The sequence below is a fragment of the Vibrio sp. 10N.261.46.A3 genome (assembly GCF_041472995.1).
In the GTDB taxonomy this organism is placed as follows: Bacteria; Pseudomonadota; Gammaproteobacteria; order Enterobacterales; family Vibrionaceae; genus Vibrio; species Vibrio coralliirubri.
Map to the genome: position 1 here is coordinate 1 of NZ_JBFRRH010000082.1, position 20,525 is coordinate 20,525.

General features: G+C 44.7%; 16 protein-coding genes and 1 tRNA gene. 8 read left to right on the plus strand and 9 right to left on the minus strand.

Translation table 11 applies throughout. The annotated features are described in order from the left end of the window. Positions 1-178: 178 nt before the first annotated feature. Both AB4484_RS18870 and AB4484_RS18875 read left to right on the plus strand, forming a co-directional pair. Positions 179-817, plus strand: a complete 639-nt coding sequence (locus AB4484_RS18870) for a YchE family NAAT transporter (protein WP_004734056.1) — start codon at positions 179-181, stop codon at positions 815-817. Between the two features lie 148 nt (positions 818-965). Continuing rightward, a complete protein-coding gene (locus tag AB4484_RS18875) occupies positions 966-1,811 on the plus strand; it encodes an ion transporter (protein ID WP_050620964.1) in 846 nt (281 codons plus the stop codon). 56 nt (positions 1,812-1,867) lie between these two features. Here AB4484_RS18875 and AB4484_RS18880 read toward each other — a convergent pair whose 3' ends face one another. Both AB4484_RS18880 and asd read right to left on the minus strand, forming a co-directional pair. Next, positions 1,868-2,389: a prepilin-type N-terminal cleavage/methylation domain-containing protein gene (locus tag AB4484_RS18880; protein WP_048615153.1), complete on the minus strand. Its 522-nt coding sequence runs from the start codon at positions 2,387-2,389 to the stop codon at positions 1,868-1,870. 120 nt (positions 2,390-2,509) lie between these two features. After that, the gene (gene asd / locus AB4484_RS18885) at positions 2,510-3,628 is read right to left on the minus strand and encodes an aspartate-semialdehyde dehydrogenase (protein WP_017629874.1); all 1,119 of its coding nucleotides are present in this window, start codon (positions 3,626-3,628) and stop codon (positions 2,510-2,512) included. 500 nt (positions 3,629-4,128) lie between these two features. On the opposite strand from asd, the gene nhaC reads away from it, so the two are divergent. Then, a complete protein-coding gene (nhaC, locus tag AB4484_RS18890) occupies positions 4,129-5,565 on the plus strand; it encodes a Na+/H+ antiporter NhaC (protein ID WP_372079788.1) in 1,437 nt (478 codons plus the stop codon). Positions 5,566-5,673: 108 nt separating this feature from the next. Here the strand turns inward: nhaC and AB4484_RS18895 are convergent, their stop codons facing one another. The 3 genes from AB4484_RS18895 to yejK form a co-directional block, all read right to left on the minus strand. Then, positions 5,674-6,852: a chemotaxis protein gene (locus AB4484_RS18895; protein WP_372079790.1), complete on the minus strand. Its 1,179-nt coding sequence runs from the start codon at positions 6,850-6,852 to the stop codon at positions 5,674-5,676. A gap of 76 nt (positions 6,853-6,928) precedes the next feature. Continuing rightward, complete coding sequence (locus tag AB4484_RS18900) at positions 6,929-8,332, minus strand: Hpt domain-containing protein (protein WP_372079792.1); 1,404 nt, start codon at positions 8,330-8,332, stop codon at positions 6,929-6,931. A 105-nt stretch (positions 8,333-8,437) separates the two neighbouring features. Beyond that, positions 8,438-9,442 carry a nucleoid-associated protein YejK gene (yejK, locus tag AB4484_RS18905; RefSeq protein ID WP_017061190.1) on the minus strand — a complete coding sequence of 335 codons (1,005 nt, stop codon included), beginning with the start codon at positions 9,440-9,442 and terminating at the stop codon, positions 8,438-8,440. A gap of 84 nt (positions 9,443-9,526) precedes the next feature. Here yejK and AB4484_RS18910 point away from each other — a divergent pair, with 84 nt between their 5' ends. From AB4484_RS18910 to AB4484_RS18920, 3 genes are all read left to right on the plus strand, one after another. Continuing rightward, positions 9,527-9,754, plus strand: coding sequence for a YejL family protein (locus AB4484_RS18910; protein ID WP_004734063.1), 228 nt, complete (start codon positions 9,527-9,529; stop codon positions 9,752-9,754). A 28-nt stretch (positions 9,755-9,782) separates the two neighbouring features. Further along, positions 9,783-11,591, plus strand: a complete 1,809-nt coding sequence (locus AB4484_RS18915; protein WP_052878973.1) for a DUF3413 domain-containing protein — start codon at positions 9,783-9,785, stop codon at positions 11,589-11,591. A gap of 138 nt (positions 11,592-11,729) precedes the next feature. Further along, positions 11,730-11,820: transfer RNA gene (locus AB4484_RS18920), tRNA-Ser, on the plus strand. A gap of 75 nt (positions 11,821-11,895) precedes the next feature. On the opposite strand, the gene AB4484_RS18925 is transcribed toward AB4484_RS18920, so the two are convergent. After that, positions 11,896-14,022: a methyl-accepting chemotaxis protein gene (locus AB4484_RS18925; protein WP_372079794.1), complete on the minus strand. Its 2,127-nt coding sequence runs from the start codon at positions 14,020-14,022 to the stop codon at positions 11,896-11,898. Positions 14,023-14,214: 192 nt separating this feature from the next. Then, the gene (locus tag AB4484_RS18930) at positions 14,215-15,135 is read right to left on the minus strand and encodes a histone deacetylase (protein WP_372079796.1); all 921 of its coding nucleotides are present in this window, start codon (positions 15,133-15,135) and stop codon (positions 14,215-14,217) included. Between the two features lie 262 nt (positions 15,136-15,397). Between AB4484_RS18930 and AB4484_RS18935 the strand changes: the two genes are divergently transcribed. Together AB4484_RS18935 and AB4484_RS18940 are read left to right on the plus strand one after the other, a co-directional pair. Further along, complete coding sequence (locus tag AB4484_RS18935; RefSeq protein ID WP_372079798.1) at positions 15,398-16,084, plus strand: SDR family oxidoreductase; 687 nt, start codon at positions 15,398-15,400, stop codon at positions 16,082-16,084. A 7-nt stretch (positions 16,085-16,091) separates the two neighbouring features. Then, on the plus strand, positions 16,092-17,093 hold the full coding sequence (locus AB4484_RS18940; RefSeq protein ID WP_372079800.1) for a DUF3080 domain-containing protein: 1,002 nt from the start codon (positions 16,092-16,094) through the stop codon (positions 17,091-17,093). Between the two features lie 18 nt (positions 17,094-17,111). On the opposite strand, the gene AB4484_RS18945 is transcribed toward AB4484_RS18940, so the two are convergent. Both AB4484_RS18945 and AB4484_RS18950 read right to left on the minus strand, forming a co-directional pair. Continuing rightward, positions 17,112-19,106, minus strand: coding sequence for a DNA topoisomerase III (locus tag AB4484_RS18945; RefSeq protein ID WP_372079802.1), 1,995 nt, complete (start codon positions 19,104-19,106; stop codon positions 17,112-17,114). 849 nt (positions 19,107-19,955) lie between these two features. Then, entirely contained in the window at positions 19,956-20,504 is a 549-nt protein-coding gene (locus AB4484_RS18950; RefSeq protein ID WP_017070328.1) for an NAD(P)H nitroreductase, read from the minus strand. Between the last annotated feature and the right edge of the window lie 21 nt (positions 20,505-20,525).

The window sequence follows — 20,525 nt, forward strand, 5'->3', positions numbered from 1 at the left end:
TCAATGATCACGGGTATAAAACAAAAGTGAGATTCAATTAGTTTTTCTAAAAAGAATCACCCATTTCAAGTTAGTTTTTTTCATTCGTGAAAATTTAGTTTGTCCCTTACATTACGCGCCTAGACTATTCACAGATCAACCCTTCAACCTTAAAGTACGCTAACTGGAGATCGCTCTCATGCAAGGCTTAGAACTCGCAATCTTTATGCAATTCTTCCTTGGGCTTGTTGCTGCCGTAAACCCTATCGGCATCATGCCTGTTTTTGTTTCTCTTACTGCTCATATGCCGCCAGAAGAGAGGAACAGGACAGCCTTACAAGCAAACATTGCTGTTGCCGTGATCTTGATTGTGTCGCTTGTTGCGGGGCAAATGTTGCTTGATATGTTCAGCATTTCACTAGACTCATTTCGTGTGGCAGGTGGTTTGTTATTACTGAGCATCGCGTTCTCGATGATGAGCGGTAAGCTCGGTGAAGATAAGCAGAACAAACAAGAAAAATCTGAATACATCAGCAAAGAGCAAATCGGTGTTGTTCCACTGGCTATGCCGCTAATGGCAGGTCCGGGTGCAATCAGCTCGACCATTGTTTACGGGTCTCGCTACCCTGCTGCTATTGATACGGTCGGCATCGGTATTAGTATCATCGCTTTCGCAACATGCTCTTGGCTTTTGTTCCGTTCAGCGCCGGTTATCGTTCGCTTTTTAGGTCAAACGGGTATCAACGTGATCACTCGTATCATGGGCCTGATTCTTGGTGCATTGGGCATCGAGTTCATCGCCAATGGTCTACGCAATCTGTTCCCAGGTTTGGCATAACGTTTAACGACATTTCGGTGCTCTATAAAGGGCAACAATATTGAAATATAGATGAGGCGAGTAAAGCAATTGGGCTTTCACTCGCCTCGTTATTATGAAGCTTGTATAATGACTGTTAATGCATTTAACAGAAGACGAACCTCTCCTTATGTCACGCAAGCCACTCAAGCATCATTTGTACGTCATTATCTTTGGTACTCACACGCCAGCCGGACGTGCATTTGATATATCTCTGATCGTTGCAATCTTGGCTTCGCTGTTGGTTCTGATCTTAGAATCCATTCCTAATGTGATGACCGAATGGTCACAACAGCTGCGTTATATCGAATACACCTTCACTGCGCTCTTCACTCTTGAGTATTTGTTAAGGCTCTATTGCTCTCCAAAACCAAAATCTTACGCCACCAGCTTTTATGGTGTCGTTGACCTATTGGCGATTCTTCCGACCTACCTAGCGATCATCTTCCCAGGCGCTTCATTTATGGGTGTGGTGAGACTGCTGCGTGTGATGCGTATCTTCCGAATCCTAAAGCTGGTTCGCTACCTGCAAGATTCCAATATTCTGTTGCGCTCACTATTAATGGCACGACGAAAGATACTGATCTTCTTTAGCACCGTCGGCATCTTGGTGGTTATCTTTGGCGCACTGATCTTTGTTATTGAAGGTCCTGACAATGGCTTCACCAGTATCCCTCACAGTATCTACTGGGCGATCGTGACTATCACTACGGTCGGTTATGGTGACATGGTGCCGCAGACCGCGCTTGGTAAAGCCATAGCCTCACTGACCATGTTATTGGGTTACTCTATCTTAGCGGTGCCGACCGGGATCATTACTGCAGAACTCAGTAATGAGATGAACTCACACAAAGAGTTGGTTAAGTGTCCTAACTGCAACCGAGCGGGTCATGATTCGGACGCCATCTATTGCAAGCACTGTGCTAGCGAATTAGCAGATCCAGACAAGCGGGTCGTCACCGACGAGACCGAATAAAAGCCAAAAAAAGAGCTCCTAAGAGCTCTTTTTTGTTAACTATCTAACTAAAGCAACTAACAACCATCTGTGAAAACTTCCACTTGGTAGTCATCATTTGCTTCCATTGCAGCCGTGTATTTCACATAGCACTGGGTCTTCTCGATAGCGGTATTGAAGTCATTAGGAAGAACGTCCGACAAATATTCCGATCGGGTAATCAGCCATAGGTCTGGGTCGCTCACTGGCCCATTATTATGCGCTGCCCATGTCCACTCTGTAGTCAGGTCATGAAACCCTGAATCAATCGCCAAAAAGTTTTCCATTCCCCCTTTTTCAACCGCGGGGTAACCAAACTTCACTCGCCCGTACTCAGGAATCAAATATGATTCTTGGTCTTCCATACCTTCTACTGCGGCTTTTTCAAACGCCAAATCAGCCGCAGTATGGACCGATGCTCCTAGCCCTTCCATAACCGAAGCCCTAGCGTCATGTTGTATGTTTAAAAACCTAGGTGCTGCGACAACAGCTAAAACACCAATAATGACGATAACAACAATCAACTCGATAAGAGTAAAACCTTTAAGGTTTGCTTTCATTTTCTAGCTCCAACTTTAAGACGCACGAAAGGTAAGGTTTTAAAGTCAGGCTTCTGTCATCAGAAACAAAAAAAGCGCCCTAAGGCGCTTCTTCGTAAATTATTCTCAAAAGTGAGGCAGTTACGCTTTCTCAGCAAGGATAATGCGCAGAGTACGACGTAGTGGTTCTGCAGCACCCCAAAGCAGTTGGTCACCAACAGTGAAGGCGTTTAGGAAATCGTTACCCATCGACATCTTGCGTAGACGACCGACTGGTACAGACATTGTGCCTGTTACTTTCGCTGGTGTTAGCTCCTGTGCCGTGATGTCACGGTCATTAGGAATCACTTTAACCCAATCATTGTGCGTTGCGATGATCTCTTCGATCTCGTCCATTGGCACGTCTTGCTTAAGCTTGATCGTTAGTGCTTGAGCGTGACAACGCATTGCACCGATTCGTACACAAGTACCATCGATAGGGATTGGTTGACCATCTAGACCAAGAATCTTGTTTGCTTCAACACCGGCTTTCCACTCTTCTTTGCTCTGACCGTTTTCACGCTTCACATCGATCCAAGGAATCAGTGAGCCTGCAAGCGGAGCACCAAATTGGTCTGTTGGGAATGAAGATGAACGAATCGTATCAGCCACTTTCTTATCGATATCAAGAATTGAACTTGAAGGGTTCGCTAACTCAGAACTTACGCTGTCGTTGATCACACCCATTTGTGAGATCAGCTCACGCATGTTCTTAGCACCCGCACCAGAAGCTGCTTGGTAAGTCATGGCACTCATCCACTCAACCATGCCTTTCTCGTACAGGCCACCTAGAGCCATAAGCATTAAGCTCACAGTACAGTTACCGCCAACGAACGTGTTGGTGCCACTGTGAATGCCTTGCTGAATTTGAGCCAAGTTAACAGGATCAAGAGTGATGATTGAATCAGCGTCCATACGCAGAGTAGAAGCTGCATCAATCCAGTAACCTTTCCAACCTGCTTGACGCAGTGCTGGGTATACTTTTGATGTGTAATCGCCGCCTTGACAGGTAATCACAGCATCAAGCTGTTTTAGGCTATCAATATCAAAAGCGTCTTGAAGTAGACCCGCATCTTTACCACCTAAAACAGGGGCAGGAATACCAATCTGAGATGTGCTGTAATAAACAGGCTCAATCAAGTCGAAGTCTTTCTCTTCAACCATACGTTGCATCAGTACAGAACCAACCATACCGCGCCAACCAACTAGACCTACTCTCATCGCTCACTCTCCATGTATAAATTAAAAATTGCTCTCCCCCATCTATAAGTTTTTCAGAAACAGAACTCAAGTGCTTTTTGTCAAAAAGTGTAACTTTTTCGTTTCTTTTAAGTGAACGTAATGAATCGTGCAGTTATCTCTGTATCGACATTCCATCTCCACCTCATTGATTAAGCGCTCATTATCGTCAGATTCAAACATTTACATCGCCAAAATCGATTCAATCGACGCTCATCACAAACAGTAAATCCCTCTTTTAAACCAAGGTTAATCAGAGTTTTATTTTACAAAATGAAAACAACGTGCGACAGATTTCAACATGTAACAATCATGAATGTAACAAAAATTTAGATTATGAAACCACAATTGATTGAGTTAACAGTCAAATATCACAACTTGGACGTATTTTTTCGATATAATAAACTAATTACTGTAGTGTCCGTTTTGCACCACACACTATAACGAAGCACTATAAATGCTCGAAATCACAAGAGGCTTTTATGAAGCAGAGTAAAACTCGCCTACCGAACCTATTGCAGGTATTCATCGCGTTAGGACTATTTCTATCCCTTGCTTTTTCCTTTACTGCAAAGCTTGACCTTCCAATTCAACTTGCCTTGTATATTGGCTGGTTCATTATCATGGTTCTTGGTATTCGTCTTGGACACCAATACAAAGACTTAGAAAAAGCAGCACTCAAAGGAATATCCAATGGCTTAGGCGCAGTTTTAATACTTTTAGCCGTTGGCGCTCTTGTTGGTACTTGGATCTCAGGCGGGATCGTACCTACTATCATTTACTATGGTCTGAAAGCTATCCACCCTTCTATCTTCCTTTTAGCGACCATGATCATCTGTTCTCTAACTGCATTGGCGACCGGTACTTCTTGGGGTGCTGCGGGTACAGCAGGTATCGCGATGATGGGTATCGGCCAAGGTCTAGGTGTTCCAGCACCGATTACTGCAGGTGCCGTGCTGTCAGGTTGTTACTTCGGTGACAAGATGTCTCCGCTTTCTGATTCAGTGATTCTGGCTTCTTCAATGTCTGGTGTTGAAGTAGTTGAACACATCAAGGGCATGTTGCCAGTTGCGTTAATCAGCTACGTAATTACCGGTATCATGTTCACTGCGTTTGGTTTCCACTACGCAGGCAACGTTGATATGAGCCAAGTAGACTCTGTCATCAAAGCGATGGAAGTTCAGTTCTACATCACGCCTTACTCATTCGTTCCAGTACTTATCGTACTTGGTCTGTTGGCTTTCCGTATGCCTTCATTCCCGGTCATCAGCTTTGGTTCTCTGCTGGGTATTATCTGGGCAGTCATGATCCAAGATATCGACTTCCTAACGGCATTCAACACTGCTTGGGCACCGTTCTCAATCTCATCTGGCGTCGAGTTTATTGATTCGATTCTTAACCGTGGCGGCATGTCTTCAATGCTAGGTTCAGTTGCGGTTATCGTATTTGGTCTAGGTTTCGGTGGCTTACTGGATAAAGTGGGCGTACTAGAGACAATCGCTAAGGTGTTTGAGCGCCGCGTAAACAGTGCAGGTTCACTAGCGACGAGCACAATTGGTACGGCTTTCATGGGTAACGTGTTCGGTTCTGCAATGTACGTATCGTTAATCCTTACGCCAAAAATCTGTGCGAAAAACTACGACCGTTTAGGCTACAAGCGTAAGAACCTATCTCGTAATGCTGAGTTTGGTGGCACGCTAACGTCGGGTATGGTTCCGTGGAGTGACAACGGCATCTACATGGCGAGTATTCTTGGTGTTGCGACGCTGTCTTACGCACCCTTCATGTGGTTAAGCTTCATCTGTATCATCGTGACTATAGTGACGTCTTACATGGGTTGGTTCGTTGATAAGTGTGAACCAACAGCACCAGCGTTTGAAGCTGAAGACGCGACAGAGTTAAGCAAGCAACAAGCTTAAGTTCAGGAGCTAACGCTTTCGAACTAACTCAAAACGTTAATAGATAAATGCAAAAAGAGCGCCCTAGAGCGCTCTTTTTTTGATCTGCTGATTTACTTATTTATCTATCTATCTATTGGCGGTTCGTTTACCCAACCAGTAACCGATACCTAACGGGGCAAAGAACACCACTAAGATAAACAGGATGAAGTAAATAATCACACCTTTGATTAACTCCATCAGTTTATCAATTGCAAGTACCACCACCTCTTGAGAGACACGATCAAGGTCTTGAGTGAACAACTCTCTTTCTGAAGTCACAATGCCAGCAATCTCGATGCGCTCTTTCGCAATCATCTCTACCAGTGCTTCTCTCTCACGTGTGACCATTTTTTCTAACGCCACACGTTCATCGCTCAGCATCGCTAATTTTTGGTCGGTTTTATCGCTCAGGTCGTTGAGCAATGGCTGCATTTCTGTCGACATAATAGAAGCCAGTGTTTGCATGTATTCCGGGTTGTTCTCAATGAAGTCTTGCATGCTTGCTGATGTTTGACGAAGGCTTTCCAGCGTCATCGATAGGTCTTCACCCGTTAGTGAGCTATTCAATGCAACCAGCTCCGCCTTCCACGACATCAGTTTCGGTGTCTGGTCAGCCATAAGGCTTAAACGATCAGATGCGTCACTCATGGCTTCTGGCATGGTGCCTAAGCTCTGAACGATTTGCGATTCGTCTTTACCAAGGTAACTTAGCCATTCACGGTAAGCAGGTGTGCTTCTGAATGTGAGGTCTTTAAACGGGTGGCTAGCAGCAAACTGAGCAACGAACGCTTTGCTGCTTTTGAAATCACTCGAGCTCAATACACCCTTTGCCAGTTTCTCGGCTTCTTGGTCAAGAAAACGAGCAGTCTCTACAGCATCATCCGTGGCGAACAGATCCGCACCATCGCCTTGGCTATAAAACTGATTCATTTGGGCAGTGAAAACCCACGAGTCAATTAATGCAGACATAGGGGAAGTTTGGTAAGCCGCTTGTTGTAAGCCCTGCTCTGCATGGATCTTCCAAAGCAACACATAAGACTGATGTAAGGTGTCATCAGCAGGGTAAGATTGCGCGATAAGATCGGCCGAGTCTTCTACTCGAGTAAAGAACATCTTGGCGTATTCACGCGTCATGATCCGAGCATTTAACTCTTGTTGAGTGAGAGGCGTCGTTTGACTATCTAACTTAACTTCTAAGAGAGAACAACCACTTAGCACAATGCTAAGCACCAACACCATCCAACTTCGACTCGAAACTCGTAACATATAAACCTCTGACAAAGACTAAGGGCGCGGATTGTATGAGCGCTTCGTCAGAGTATTGTCAAAAATCCTGTAAAAGTTAACGCTGACTGTCTAAATATTCATGAGCAGAATCCACAGAGGCTTTTATAGCCTGCTCTAGTTCAGCCAAATCATGTTCACTGATCGCTCTGGACTGCTTCATTGTCATTTCAATACTTGCGGCAATGATGGCTAACCGAGACGCTTTAATACTGCCAGCCACACCTTTTAAGCTATGTACAATGCGAGCCGCGGAGGTTTCATCTTTAGTCAACAAAGACTTAAACTTCTCGTAGTCACCGGCGTGGTCTTGTACAAACACACCAAGTAAGAGTTCGACAGATTCAGCATCACCATCGAGCGTTTCTAACATGTCTTCAATATCAATCGCAGGCTTTGAATCTGTGACACTGGCAATGTGTTTCTCGACTACTGATGCCTGCTCAGAGGCTTGCTGAATAGAGTCTTGCGGTACAACGGGTTGGCTTGTAACGTTAATACTCTGCGGAGGTTGAGAGGCGGAATACTGGCGCGTTGGCCTGTTCTCGGATACATAAGCGTCGCTATCTGCTTGTTTCACTGCTGAGGAAACAGCATCGCTATAAGAAGCGTCTTCCTTACTTGAATTAATTTCTAGTTCAGAGCTGAATTCTTGGTCTGCTTCTTTCATCGTTTTTGTGGACCTAACGCCCCAAAACACTATCCCGCTCATCGCTACCAAGCTTAAACCTAGCATCACCAACAATAGGTTAAATTGACGATCATGAAACTCAGCTTCGAGTTTTATGATCTGTTCATTCACTGAGTTTTTCTTAATCTTATCAACCAAATAGTTAAGCTGAGCGTAATCACTCAACAACGCTGACGCATCCGCCAGTAACTGCTGGAGTGCATCTTGCTCTTCGGTTTCTAGTGAATAAGATTTTTCCAGAATGGAATCAAAGGCGCGATAAGTCGCTGACGAACTTTGATTGTCAGAATACATGGCTTCAAATACTACAACTCCGAATTCGTTGAGGAGTGGTTTTAGCTTAGGGGAAAGCTCTTTATCAGCACGCAAAATCTTAATGTTATCAACGATGTCTTGAACTTGGCTTTCGATTGGAATGAACTCATCGAACTTTTCAAGGAACTGATCAGCTACGTACAACAGTTGGTTCACATCAGGACGAAACAAGGCGTGTTGGAAATCAGATTCAATCTGCAGTCGGATCGAATAAACCAACTGAGCGTCGAGTGCGAGATCATTGATACGGGAAACTCGCAGCGGTTCTGAGAAATAAAGCGATTGCCTCAATTCATTGACTCGAATACCGAGCTCTTCGATTTGAGCAAGAGAATGGGTGTAGGAACGGCTTAGATTAAGAAGAGCCAATGAAGGAAGTAGCCACAGAGCCAAGAGCACAACCAAGAAAGTGGCTGGTTTTTTAAAGCGTTTGGGCTTTGCTACTGATTGTTCCATCTATATTCCTTGTGCGTGTTAACTTGAAGCCATGACCGTAGCTAAAAGATTAAGCACAAAATAAGCGACAACGTCCTGCTGCCGCTTTTATCCGTTAACTTCGGACTATGACTTATTGCGAGTCAGTTGGTCACGTAAGTTCGGTGGAGTGCCTTTAATCGTTAGCGTGTCTGTCTCCGGATCGTAAAAGATACGTTCGCCTAGAAGCAGACTATCAAAACTAACATTCAAACCGCCACCAGCACCAACAAATTTTGTTAGTTTACGCATAGTTGCGCGATCGGCTGGGAAGCTGTCTTCTAACTCGTAGCCTTGCTCACTAGTATAGTCAAAGAAGCTTGTGCCATCTGTGCTTGCTGGCAACTCACCAGAAAGTTCACGAACTTGCACTTCATCGCCCGCTTTGAGTTGCTCGTTACAGTAATCCGCAACCTGCTTTTTGTAGCTGATCGCTTCTTCTTTCTCTAATTTAGAGTCAGAAACGAAATCTTCTACCGCTTGCATCAGTACTTGGTTTTGCTGTTTCGCATCCAAACCCACTTCAGCTTGTAAGAAATCTAAGAAGAAATCCGCGACTTTACGGCCAACACGTCCTTTAATATAAGTTAAGTAACGGTTTGACTCTTTATCAGTCTCATAAGTTGAAAGGTCTAGGCGAGCCGCGATATCCATTTTTGAGATATCAAGGTAGTCAGTCGCACTAATATCAAGCCCTTCAGTGACCTTTAGGCTTTGGTTTGAAGGCAATAAACCAATGAAAAGGTAATCTGTTGCAAGTGACTGATATTCAGCCATTACCAAGATACCTTCGTCAGCGAATGGGTACTTTGATAGTTCGTCTTTTAGACGTTGCGCACTCTTTTGAGAAAAATCGTAAAAGTTTGTCTCACCAGCACGAAGTTGATGCAACCACTGCTGGAATTCGCTGTCAGATTTGAAAGAACCAAACCCTTTGCCTGCTTTTGAATTAAAAACACGGTGAAGTTCAGCAACTAGGCTTTCAGATGAAGCATCGTTTTCTAGAGATTCAGCACGATAGTTAACAATCAGCTCATCCTGATCGTTCTTGCTCAGCTGGTGTAAAATTACGTTGGAAAGGTGAAGGCTCATAGTGAAAATATTACCGTTCAGGTTTCAGTTGTCGTGCATAGTAGGTTATCATAAGCCGCTTTTACTATCATTATTAGAGTCCTTATGCCGATTATATCTAAATACACAGATGATCAAGTTGAAAAAATCCTAGCTGAAGTAGGTGCTGTACTAACTAAGCACAAAGCTTCGCCAGAACTTTCACTGATGATCGCTGGAAATATCGCAACCAATGTCTTAAATCAGAATGTTGCTGCTTCACAACGCAAAGGAATTGCTGAAAAATTTGCCGAGGCTTTAATTTCTTCTCTTGAAGATAAAAAGTCTCACTAAATTTGATTGACGGATAAAAGAATTATAAATGGTAGACAGCGCAAACTCATATAGCGATCGTGTATCTCGACTGGTTGGTTGGGGTCACTGGTTTGCATTTTTCAACATCATTGCTGCGATGTTGATTGGTACTCGTTATATTACTCAATCTGCTTGGCCAGAAACCTTGCTAGGTCAATTCTATTTGGCTGCATCGTGGGTTGGTCATTTTGGCTTTTTAGTGTTCGCGCTCTATCTATTAGTGCTGTTCCCGCTCACTTTTGTTCTTCCGTCGAGGAAGTTATTACGTTTGGTTGCCGTTATCTTCGCGACCATAGGTTTAACTGTCCTGTTGATTGATACCCAAACGTATCAAAATATAAACCTCCACCTGACGCCTGTCGTGTGGGAGGTTTTATTCAGTGGAGAGGAATCTGCATTCACGTCTGATTTGCAGCACCTCTTCATTGTTATGCCATTTATCTTCTTACTACAGCTTGGTCTGTCTGAGTGGGTTTGGCGTAAGCAGCGTAAACTGTCTCATAAACACATTGGCCGTCCGATTACCGCCGTCTTCTTCTTGTGTTTCATCAGCAGCCACTTGACCTACATGTGGGCTGATGCGTATTTCTATAACCCAATTACTAGCCAGAAAGCGAACTTCCCACTGTCTTACCCAATGACAGCGAAAAGCTTTATGGAAAAACATGGTCTATTAGACCGTGAAGAGTACCTTGAGCGTTTAGAAGCGAATAAAGAGACCGTAAACCTAGTTAGCTACCCGCTAGAAAAAATTCAATACAACCGCCGCAGTGATGATCTTAATATCCTGATGGTGAGTGTGAACAACCTTCGCTCTGACGCACTTAATGCGACAGCGATGCCAAACAGCTATGCCTACGCACAACAGTCGATCAACTTCACCAACCACTACAGTTCAAGTAACGATATGTTTGGTATTTTCGGCTTGTTCTACGGCCTACCGAGCAGCTACGCAAGCAGCATCGAAGCTCAAGGGTCAAGCGCAGTATTGCTCGATGTTTTAGAGAATCACGATTACAAGTTTGCTGCTTTCAGTGGCGACAACTTTAGCGATGCACTTTACTCGGATATTATCTTCCGAGGCCGTGATGTGATGCCAGAGCAAGCAACTTATGATGACCAGAGTGCAATAAAAGCTTGGTCTGACTGGATTCAATCACCGCAAGCTAAACGCCCTTGGTTTAACTTTATTGAACTAACTACACTGGATAACTTCGCCAGCTACGATTCAAGTTCAGAGTCGGACTCAACGTTAACGACAGCAGAGCGTTTTGCAGCAGACTATCAAAAGTCCGCGACAGCGGCCGACGATCAGTTAGCAACTATCTACGCTGAACTGGAACGCTTAGAGCTCGCCGACAACACAGTGGTTATCATTACCTCTAACCACGGTACTGAGTTTAACGAAACCAAAACCAACAGCTGGGGTGCAAACTCCAACTACAGTCGTTATCAGTTACAAGTACCACTGTTTATTAGCTGGCCTGGTAAGTCTGCTTCTGAATACACTCACCGTTCTAGTCATCTAGACGTGTCAGTAACACTGATGCAAGAGCTATTGGGTGTATCTTCGAACCCAACGGATTTCAGTAGTGGTCGCAGCCTGTTTAATGAACGTAACAGAAAGTGGATCCTCGCAGGCGACTCTCGTGAACTTGCGCTTGTTACTGATCAGCAAACAACGGTGTTAGATAAATTCGGTAACTACAAATTGTACGACCAGAATTACAAGCGCCTGAAAAACGTAAGCCCTCGCTTACCTGTGTTGATGCAAGGCCTGACTGAGCTACAGCGTTTCTACACAAAAAATGACTAAATAATCAGCAAACAGAAAAGGGAAGCCAATGGCTTCCCTTTTTTATTGCCGTGAATGATTAGAAAACAAGCAACAAAACAAAATTATGAAAATTAAGGGTTTACAAGATCCTCTGCCCCTTATATTATTCACGCCACTGGAGGGATGGCTGAGTGGTCGAAAGCACCGGTCTTGAAAACCGGCAACCGTTAATAGCGGTTCTAGGGTTCAAATCCCTATCCCTCCACCACATTAAAGAAAGCCGCTGAGAAATCAGCGGCTTTTTTGTATCTGGCGTTTACGTAAAGAACTTACGTAGTTTCTACTACGCCACCTTTCGGCTCACTTCAAAACGCCCGATCAATTGGTCTAAGCGGCTCAATGCATTGCCCATCAAGGACACTCGACGCGCGAGTTGCTTAGTCGACAGTTGTAAGTCAGATATTGAACGTTGCGCTTTATCTGCCGTTTGCCCATTTTTCTGACTATTCTCATCTAGGTTAGACATCGTGGTAAAGAGATCGCTCACCGCTGCTTGAATTTGCTCACTGCGAGCATTTGAGTCGACTGTTAAGTTTCCTTTACTCACATTCTCAACGCCTCGCTCCATGGACTCAACAGCACTGCGAGACTTACTATGCAGCTCTTTCATTAGGTCACTAATATGATTAGCGGCTTGTGAAGTACGATCAGCCAGAGTTCTTACTTCAGAAGCGACGACAGAGAACCCTCTCCCGTGTTCACCTGCTCTTGCCGACTCGATGGCCGCATTCAAGGCCAAAAGGTTAGTCTGCGCGGTAATGTCAGTAATGATATCTATAATGTCAGACACCTTGGTCATTTCATTATTCACCTCATTCACGCTATGCGCCGAGCTTTCTACGATATTGCGAACAATCTCCATGCCTTCGACAGACTGGTTGTATTCCTTTTCCGCGCTCAGGACGGCTTGTTTCATCACCGTATCCATTTGCGTTGCTGAGACACTCGCATGAGTAATTTCACTCTGTTGATGCTGACTCAACTGAAGCATATTGCTTAACGCTTGTGATGCATCATCACTGGTTTGCTTCATCACGACACTGCGACGAAACATCGATTCAGAAACCTCTCTAACTTCGTGACTCGCATGGATCAACTCACTCACCGTGTTATCTAAATTGTCGATAAAACTGTTAGTCCAGCGCCCTAAGTTGCCAAGTTCATTATGACTGAATGTGGTGGGATCTAGTCTCCGACTTAAGTTGCCATCACCTTCGGCTAAGGTCTGCATTACCCCGGTCATTTCGTGAATCTTCTTCGCTAGTGGTTTGGCGCTAACTAAACGGAATAAGCCCAATGAAAGGAAGGCACAAGCGAACATAATGCCGCTCTGCATAACAGGTGTGAGTGTATAAAGGTTGGCAAACAATAATGGAACAAATAGAGGCAGTAGCATGCAGCTGATGAAGTGTTTAGATAAGGTATAACTTAGGCTTCGGTCTCTGTAGACCTCTTCTAAATCGGACTCACACATCATGCCAAAGGTATCTGGTGAACCATCCAATTGAAAGGTGATACCTTTGCCAATAACGGGTATGTGGCGATAGTCGGAATACCCGGGATAATCTATAAACAGGTTACTGCCATTTTTAATGGTTTCTCTTACGCCTGGGTGAAGCTGGTTGGTGGCTGGGTTCGTAAAGCGAATCTCAAATTCGGTGTGCTGCTGGATCTTAACCGTTCCCCAATCAGTATGAATCCCTTGCTTTAAGTTCTCGCCGTGTGAAAAGGTATTATCTTCAAAGCGAGAACGAGAGAGCGCAACCCCCGGCTGAGTATGAGGATCATGAATGGAGTCGACCATAAAGATATAGTTATCACCCGACTCGCTATAAATATGCCCCGCTTCTCTTTGAATAATGTCACCAATAACATCATTAGGAACACGACCACATAGGAATTGCTGGGCACCTTCATCCCGAGAAAAGGGGACATAAAACATCAGCGTTACTTGATCATGAAACGATGAACTCGACGCCCCTACGTTCAACGTGCGTTGATCCATATACGGCCCATGAAGATAACGCTTTGAAGCCCCTTCAACTAAAGCCTTCTTGTCTCCAAGAGTAACCCCAATATGTTCATGATAACTCGATGCTTGTGCGACCCCCTTGGCATCGACGATCGCCAACTCAGAAAAATCCGTACTGCGTTTAAGAAGGCTAGCTAACGTCCCCTGAGCTTGTTCTTCCGTTCGACTTGCTAAATAAACCGCAGAGTCTTCTAAAAAATCCCATTGATTCTTGACCCAGTTATGCAGAAGTTGAACTCGCGTGTGAGCAATACTTTCAAAAGCTTGTTCAAGCTCCTCCGTCCTACTTCGATTGAGGAAACAAGCTCTGCGCATAGCCAGTTTTCCTGTTGCGCCAAACCAATTAAGCCAACTGCGTTCCTTGTCCGTCAGGTTCATTTTTATCCCTTGTGTTTTTATAGACACATGGGTAAAGCAATTTACAGACCACAATTAATCACACAAATACGTAACTAATTAATAAAAAAGTACTTTATATGAATCATAATGGTGCAAGCGTGTCTTTTATGGTGCAAGAGGCCTTATTTCACACCATCATTTCAATGAGCTATCAGTCGCCAATTTGAGAGGTTAACCGTAAACATGATAAGCCGCTTTTAACAGCTGCATGTGAATCGGCACCAAATCTTGATGTTGAGTTCGATATCCGCCACCGACTACGCAGGCCATCGGAATAGACTCTGATTTCGCTAATTCAATCATGAAACAGTCGCGTTCAAATATCCCTTGTGTCGAGACATTCAAATAACCCAGTTCATCGTCTTGATGGATATCGATCCCCGCATCATAAATAATCAGATCAGGTTGATGGTGAGCAATCGCTAACTTAGTGACTTGTTCAAAACAACGTAAGAACTCTTCATCTCCTGTTTCACGACTTAACGGCACATCTAAATCAGACAACGGTTTTCGTGCAGGGAAGTTTTTGTCGCAGTGGAACGACAAAGTAATGATGTCGTCATTCTCTTGGCAAAGTGTTGCTGTGCCATCACCATGATGAACGTCGCTATCGACGATCAGCACTTTATCGATATGTTCAAAGGTCAGCGCATGTTTTGTCGCTAAAACCAGATCGTTCAACAAACAAAAGCCACTGCCAAAATCATGATGCGCATGATGATAACCACCACTCAAATGAATCGCTAAACCACTCTCTATTGCCATTTCAGCGGCCAAGCAGGTTCCACCACTTGAGTAGAGTGTTCTCTCAATAAGTTGCTCGCTCCACGGGAAACCGATGCGTCTCATTTTAGCCGCAGGCAAATTACCAGACACGAGCAAATCGACATATTCGCTATCGTGAACCTGTTTTACCTGTTCAACCGAAACCGGCGTTGGTTGGCACACTTCAAACTTGCTTTTCCATCGAGGTTCACGATCCATCAGCGCCTCAACAGCACTATGCAACAACTGATATTTGTTGATTGGGTAGCGATGACCTTCGGGTAAAGGTAACTGTGAATAGATTGGGTGGTAAATTAAAGGAATCATAATCAGGTTAATTGCGTATCTTTCTCAAAATCATAACAGTCTCAGACTTGGCGACAACCTGAATTAATGATAATGATTATCGTTACTATCAATTAACGAAAAGAGACAACAATGAAAAGCGTAATACTCATCTTTGGGGTGATCTGCGGCTCAGCGGCAGCAGTAATGATTTTTGTAGGAATGCTAATGGCCAGTTGGTGGAGCGTTGATTTTCTCGTGTTAAGCCATCAAACTTAACTAATTGAACTGAAAAGGAATCACCATGAGCGTTATTTTTATTACTGGGGCGAACCGCGGCATTGGCTTAAGCCTGACTCAACAATACCTGGAAGGTAACCACAAGGTGTACGCGACTTATCGTGATGACAATTCAGCAAAAGAACTGCTCTCACTCGCAGGCCACAACACTAACCTGACCTGTATTCAATTAGAGATAACCGATTACCAAGCAGTAAGCCAACTCCCTTCGCACATGGAGTCGATTGATATCTTGATCAACAACGCTGGCTACTATGGACCAAAAGGCTATGGGCTGGGTAATACCGATGTTGAAGAGTGGCGTCGTGTATTCGAAGTCAACACCATCGCTCCACTAAAGCTTGTCGAAACGCTATTGCCGCTACTAGAAGACAGCCATATCAAAAAGGTCGCTTGTCTATCCTCTAGAGTCGGCAGCATGACCGAAAACACCTCAGGCGGCGGTTATATCTATCGCTCCTCTAAAGCCGCTCTAAACTCCGTGGTGAAGAGCCTAAGCAACGACTTAACCGAGAATGGCTTTACGGTGTTAGCACTGCATCCAGGTTGGGTACAGACCGAAATGGGCGGCCCTAATGCTCTGATCGACACCGACACTTCAGCTTCTGGCCTGATTGAAGTCATCGAGTCCGCGAATACTGAAGTAAGTGGTCACTTCTTCAATTTCGATGGCAGCGAAATAGACTGGTAACCCGCAGATGAATGTAGGCCCTCTCTCAAACCTAGTAAAGCACTCAACGCTGTTTTGTCTGACAGTGATGCTAGCTGGCTGTTTCAGTGATGGCCCCAGCGACTTGTTCGACGACTATCAAACCAAGATAGCCAGAGTACAAGATGCTGACAAGACAAAAGAGGAATGGGAATTTGAAAACCTACCGAGAAAGCGAGAACTGCTTCTTGACGTGCCCTCACTCTCTATCGGCCTCATCGACAGCTACCAGCTTCGTCAGTGTGGACTGTTCAATCTGATTGCAGAAAGAAATTCGGTTCTGGGCAAGGTCGCGGATGAGTTTCGTAATTACGATTATCAAGTCGCGCTACTTCAAGGCGTGGGCAAGTGTTTATCCAGCAATGAATTAGACCCAGAGATCGTAGAATTGTTAAGAGACATTGAGCAACAGAAACTCGCACAGTTTCCACTGCATCAATGGAATCTAATCTATGCCAGTGATGCGATGCAGTCACAAATGCGGGGTAGTCAGTGGTTACGCGCTGATATCGGCGATCAGGTACGACAAACCAGTGATGCCTTAGAACACATCAATCAAGCGTTAAACACATCGCTCGTTTCCGGCAAAACCATTGAGGTTCAAGAAGTACTAGAGAAGAGTTCGACCCTTGGGGATTTGTACTACTCGCTCACGCGAGCTTCGGCCGAACTTGATACCATTACCAAACAGCTGACAACTTTTGATGCCAACATCATCTGTGGTAAACAACGAGACACGACCAAGTTTCGTTATCTCAACAATGTGTTCGAGCAACAGTACATAGGTAAGGTTCAGCCTTACATGGCGCAACTGGATGGCTACTATCAACAGTTAGCCCCGCAACTGGGGATGTTTGACGCGCAACCTGAACTGCACAGTTATTACTTTCCCATTCAAGATGCGCATCACGCCTTTCGAGCATCAACTCGTCGCCATGTCGACTATTGGCAGCAACTGTTTAAACGTTGTGGCCGTAAAGTCGGACGTTAATCCCAACCTCAATAAGTCTTAGCTTTTAGTGCCCTTCTTAGCGGAAGTACCTTTCTTAGCATACGTACCTGTCTTGGTATAAGACTTCTTCGCACCACCGCCTTTGCGACGTTTAAAAGCCGGTCTTTCGACTTTAGGAAGATGACGCAGAGACTCAGGAACTTCGCCTGTTTTTACCTTGCCCATCAAACCATCAATCTTGCTTTCTAGCGCTTGCATGAAAGGTTGATACGCTTGATTTCGTTCTGCCATGCCTTGCAACTGGTGCTCCCAATGTGCCGTCATGTCTGGGAAGGTCGAATCCTCAGGTAAGGCATGAATCAAACCTCTGCCCGCAGGGCTACTATGAATGCTCTTACCTTGGCGCGTTAGCAGTTGCCTTTTGAATAGAGTATCTAAAATGCCCGCACGGGTTGCTTCTGTGCCAAGGCCGTCGGTCTCTTTCAAAATGGCTTTAAGGTCTTTGTTCGCGACAAAGCGCGCGATACCTGTCATCGCTTGTAGCAAGGTCGCTTCCGTGAAGTGTTTTGGCGGCTCGGTTTTCTTATCGCCAATCACACCTTCACGACACGTCAACACAGAACCTTTATCTAGCGGTGGAACCGCATCAGTTCCATCCCCCTTCTCTTCGGTATCTGTTTTACCCATCAACGCCTTCCAACCAGGGTTAATAAGCTGACGCCCTTTCGCAATGAACACGCCACCAGCAATATCAAAGACCAGCTTAGCATCAGCAAAAACCGCGGGTGGGTAAAACTGCATTAGATACTGGCGAGCGATTTGCTGATAGATCTTCATCTCATTAGCAGATAAGCCATTCACCGATGATTTCTTCGGTGTCGGGATTATTGCGTGGTGAGCGTCGACCTTGCTGTCGTTCCATGCTTTTGATTTAAGAGAAAGATCCGCACCTTGAGCTCCACTTTGAAGCTCTTTCGCATTGTTAGCGATTGCGTCTACTACCGACTCTCTTTGTGAGTAGTGATCTTTAGGTAAATAACGACTATCAGAACGAGGGTAAGTGATGAGTTTGTGTTTCTCGTACAAAGACTGACACGTGTCGAGAACCTGCTGAGCACTCATACCGAAACGCTTAGACGCATCAATCTGCAGTGCTGACAGCGAGTAAGGCAGTGGCGCAGCTTGTTTACTTTGCTTTTGCTCTGATTCCGTTACCGTCGCGGGTTGATTCGCAATTCGGTTAGCCACATTCTCAACCAGCTTTCGATTGAGCACGCGCCCTTCTTCATCTTGCCATGGTTTACATGCTTCGCTTGGCTTCCAACGCGCGCGAATATCAAAGCTCTGGCCGTTATTTTGATAAGGGATCAAAGCGTGCAGCGTGAAGTAATCTTTGGGAATGAAATTTTCGATCTCTTCATCGCGCCTTACGACCAAACCAAGTACAGGCGTTTGTACTCGCCCGACCGACAACACACCTTGGTAGCCCGCCTTTTGACCTAACAAGGTGTATGCACGAGTCATATTCATGCCATATAGCCAGTCGGCTCTAGAGCGTGCTAATGCAGAAATAGAAAGTGGGATAAAGTCGCGGTTACTGCGCATTTGAGAGAGCGCACGCTTCACGGCTGGTAAGTTCAAGTCGCTGATTAGCAGCCTGTCCATCGACTCTTTCTTAGCCTTGGATACCTTGCAGTAATCGATTACTTCATCCACCAGCAGCTGCCCTTCTCTATCCGGGTCACCCGCATGGACAATTTGGGTCGCGTCCTTCAATAGCTTTCGGATCACCGTGAGCTGTTTGCTTGAAGTCTTGCGCGGTCTTAGCTGCCATTGCTCTGGCACAATAGGAAGATCGGCTAAGTTCCACTTCTTATAACGGTCATCATAAGCATCTGGCTCAACCTGCTCCAATAAGTGTCCAATACACCAAGTCACCACATCGCCATTACCACATTTGATAAACCCTTGGTCTTTCTTTTGTGGATTAGGCAGTGCAGCGGCGATCGCGCGGCCGAGGCTTGGTTTTTCAGCAATAATAAGGCGAGACATGTTTTTCCAGATGCTACAAACAATTAGAGCCACATTATCTAATGTGGCTCTAATAAATCAAGAAAAACTGGTTGTTTATACAGTTAGCCTTCAAAAAACTACTGACTACCAAATATGCACTACTTAAAACATACCTTATACAAACTTTCGTAACTAGCTGACTTGTTTTGAATCTACCAATGACTATGCGGCCACAGCCTGTAATGGCTCTAGAAAAAGCAACGATTTTTACACTATATTATTGGTTTTATTTATTTTTTCCTAACGAGAGAACTAGCGTAATAATAATGAATTGATCTTAGGCAGCGTTCTTTATTAATTGATCCAAATCAATACTCGAGTTTGGTGGTTCTCGTTAAATACGGAAAAATACAAAGGTAAATAGCGTTTATCAATCCATATACAATTGGAGTTGTTTTAAGACAAAAATGCGGTTTATAGTGCGGAGTACAAATCAATACAAGGGAGGTAAAATGGCTATACATAGACAATAAAAAAGCCCACTCAAAGCGGGCTAATTTATCTGTATCACTCACGTTGTAATAAGCAGAGTTTAAAATCTTTGTAGGAGAAGAATTTAAACTTTAAGACAACGATTATGACGGCTTGTTTCACGGCGAATCATATCAAAGTCTATGTAAAAAACAACGTGCTAAACTTACTTAAACGAGTATACGAGTATGTTTCAAAAGTTAAACTCTTTACTAGATGTAATAGAATCAGTTTTAGCGATTATCGACTTCTTAGTTGCTGAAGACTTCCAACTACCTACAGCTATTATGGCTTTTATCACCAGATTTAGTTTTTAGATTTAGTTGTGCGGCCCTATCTTGGGCTGCTTTTGCTCACTTATAAGAACTCAACGAACTTAGAGAAATCGCGCTCTGGCACTTTCATTGGCGTACAGCCCGGCGTACCTAAGTAAAGGAAACCAACAATTTCGTCGTCGCCTTCTAGGCCAAATGCTTGGTGTACTTCTGGGTGGAACATCCATTTACCTGAGCGCCAAAAGCCTTGGAAACCTTGTGCGACTGCGGCCATTTGCATCGCCTGTGCAGCACAGCCCGCAGACAGATGTTGTTCGATAGCAGGCACTTTCTCGTGCTCAGTCACTTTTGCAATCACGGTGATAACCATTGGAGCTCGGAACGGCGCTTTTTTTACTTTCTCGATAACCGCTTCTTCGCTTTCATCCGCTTCAGCGGCGCGCACCAAGATGTCTGAAAGCTTCTGTAGGCCTGAACCTTGCGCGATAACAAAGCGCCATGGTGTTAGTGCACCGTGGTCTGGCGCACGCAGTCCTGCCTTGATGATGTTTTCTAACGCCACACCTTCAGGTGCCGGATCAGAGAGTTTTGCGATTGAGCGTCTGTTGAGCAATAGATCCAAAGCATCCATTTGAAGTCCTTACTATTTCTT

Excerpts from the sequence above, each read along its gene's own strand:
- AB4484_RS18870 (WP_004734056.1), top strand. The coding sequence starts at position 179 with ATGCAAGGCTTAGAACTCGCAATCTTTATGCAATTCTTCCTTGGGCTT.
- AB4484_RS18875 (WP_050620964.1), top strand. The coding sequence starts at position 966 with ATGTCACGCAAGCCACTCAAGCATCATTTGTACGTCATTATCTTTGGT.
- AB4484_RS18880 (WP_048615153.1), bottom strand. The coding sequence starts at position 2,389 with ATGAAAGCAAACCTTAAAGGTTTTACTCTTATCGAGTTGATTGTTGTT.
- asd (WP_017629874.1), bottom strand. The coding sequence starts at position 3,628 with ATGAGAGTAGGTCTAGTTGGTTGGCGCGGTATGGTTGGTTCTGTACTG.
- nhaC (WP_372079788.1), top strand. The coding sequence starts at position 4,129 with ATGAAGCAGAGTAAAACTCGCCTACCGAACCTATTGCAGGTATTCATC.
- AB4484_RS18895 (WP_372079790.1), bottom strand. The coding sequence starts at position 6,852 with ATGTTACGAGTTTCGAGTCGAAGTTGGATGGTGTTGGTGCTTAGCATT.
- AB4484_RS18900 (WP_372079792.1), bottom strand. The coding sequence starts at position 8,332 with ATGGAACAATCAGTAGCAAAGCCCAAACGCTTTAAAAAACCAGCCACT.
- yejK (WP_017061190.1), bottom strand. The coding sequence starts at position 9,442 with ATGAGCCTTCACCTTTCCAACGTAATTTTACACCAGCTGAGCAAGAAC.
- AB4484_RS18910 (WP_004734063.1), top strand. The coding sequence starts at position 9,527 with ATGCCGATTATATCTAAATACACAGATGATCAAGTTGAAAAAATCCTA.
- AB4484_RS18915 (WP_052878973.1), top strand. The coding sequence starts at position 9,783 with ATGGTAGACAGCGCAAACTCATATAGCGATCGTGTATCTCGACTGGTT.
- AB4484_RS18925 (WP_372079794.1), bottom strand. The coding sequence starts at position 14,022 with ATGAACCTGACGGACAAGGAACGCAGTTGGCTTAATTGGTTTGGCGCA.
- AB4484_RS18930 (WP_372079796.1), bottom strand. The coding sequence starts at position 15,135 with ATGATTCCTTTAATTTACCACCCAATCTATTCACAGTTACCTTTACCC.
- AB4484_RS18935 (WP_372079798.1), top strand. The coding sequence starts at position 15,398 with ATGAGCGTTATTTTTATTACTGGGGCGAACCGCGGCATTGGCTTAAGC.
- AB4484_RS18940 (WP_372079800.1), top strand. The coding sequence starts at position 16,092 with ATGAATGTAGGCCCTCTCTCAAACCTAGTAAAGCACTCAACGCTGTTT.
- AB4484_RS18945 (WP_372079802.1), bottom strand. The coding sequence starts at position 19,106 with ATGTCTCGCCTTATTATTGCTGAAAAACCAAGCCTCGGCCGCGCGATC.
- AB4484_RS18950 (WP_017070328.1), bottom strand. The coding sequence starts at position 20,504 with ATGGATGCTTTGGATCTATTGCTCAACAGACGCTCAATCGCAAAACTC.